Genomic DNA, 1,458 nt, shown 5'->3' with positions numbered 1-1,458 from the left:
TCTTTATACTGTTTGAATGATAACTATATTACTGGTTTAAAAAACACCGCTCATTTATTTCTTATGCTCGTAATAAAATAAAGTGAACCTTTAATTAGTGGGGATTTTGTCCATCCCCCACTGATTATTAGTTGAATCAATCGGGCTTTTACGAGCAGCCCCACCCTCACCTAACTTCTTTGCTTTAGCCGACTTTTGAGATGGGAGTATTACTGCTCGTTAATAGCGGGATAAATGGAATGATTCATAACCAATACCACATTTAAACTCATAGAAAAGGGAGGTAATGGAATGTACCAAAGCAATTCAAACAATACATCTAAAGAATTCTCAAAAGCACTCCCTCTCTCCCTATTCGACGTGAAAAACGAGTTACAACAAAAAAGCGATCTCATCTCTTCTGTTACCATATATAAATTAACGAAAGAAGAGCAACTTATCATCGATAAAATTAAAGCTCAGACAAAAGAACTAAATAAAAATAACGTCACAAGAACACGTGCATACTACCAATTTTACATTCAATATCCAGAAATACATTGGGCACTACTTGGGCATATCGTATCACGTAACGGTGGCTGGAATATGACAGATTTAAAGGGAGATTTATATACGAGGCTTTTATCCGAGAAAGATCAAATTACATTTTTCTCTTTTTTAGAAAGAGGAAATTGGCTCATTTTCCAAGATGTATATCCTCAATTTTTACTATATGAGCAAAGTGTAAAAAAATCAAAAAAGCTATTTCACCTTCTCACTCACTTAAATGTTTCTACATTTATGGAAACAATGTGGAACGATTTTTGGAAAACAGGTAACAAAAAAACATTAGCGATCGCAACTATTATTAATGAACAAAACTACTTAGAAAAAAGAGTTATTCAAAATGCACACTTTAAAAAGACTGTATTAAATAGTATTGGATTTAAACTCTTTGATTTTTTTCAGTTTAATCATATCCTTTTCCCATTTTACGAAAATGATAAAAAGCAAAAAGTATTACTATTTGGTGATACAATGAAACATTTCACTTCTTTGCATGAACGAATTTCACTTGGAAAACGGTTGTATTCATTGTTATTTCGGGATACACATATTTTATCTCAAATAATAAACTGGGTCCATCACCATCCACATACAGGCTCAAGAAAAGATTACTGGCCTCATTTATTTTCTAGTGTAAATGAATCTTTTTCGCGTGAGTTTTATAAACGCCGAATAAAGAAATGCCAGTTACGTAGTGACGCGTATCGTATATACAGCCCTGCACTCATCTATGCATGGCGGGATATGAAACATGAAGAAGTTGAAAATGAAGATTGGTTTAACGATTGGCAAGTTGTAAATTATTTAGTTGATAAGGAGGAAAATATAAATGGACAAATTACAGAAGACTACTGCAAAACACTCGAAAAAATTGAACTCGCAATTCTCGCAAAGAAAAATGTCCTCCTTCGA

Annotated in this window: 1 protein-coding gene; it reads left to right on the top strand. The window is 33.1% G+C overall.

Translation table 11 applies throughout. The annotated features are described in order from the left end of the window. Window positions 1-291: 291 nt before the first annotated feature. Window positions 292-1,458, top strand: a 1,167-nt coding sequence (locus AC1DJR_RS29575; RefSeq protein WP_477004214.1) for a DUF2515 domain-containing protein, incomplete at its 3' end; no start/stop codon positions are given.

The sequence above is a fragment of the Bacillus sp. 05T31 genome, from assembly GCF_056396725.1.
Note: the sequence above shows the minus strand (reverse complement) of the source record. Positions and strands in the feature narration are given on the sequence as shown.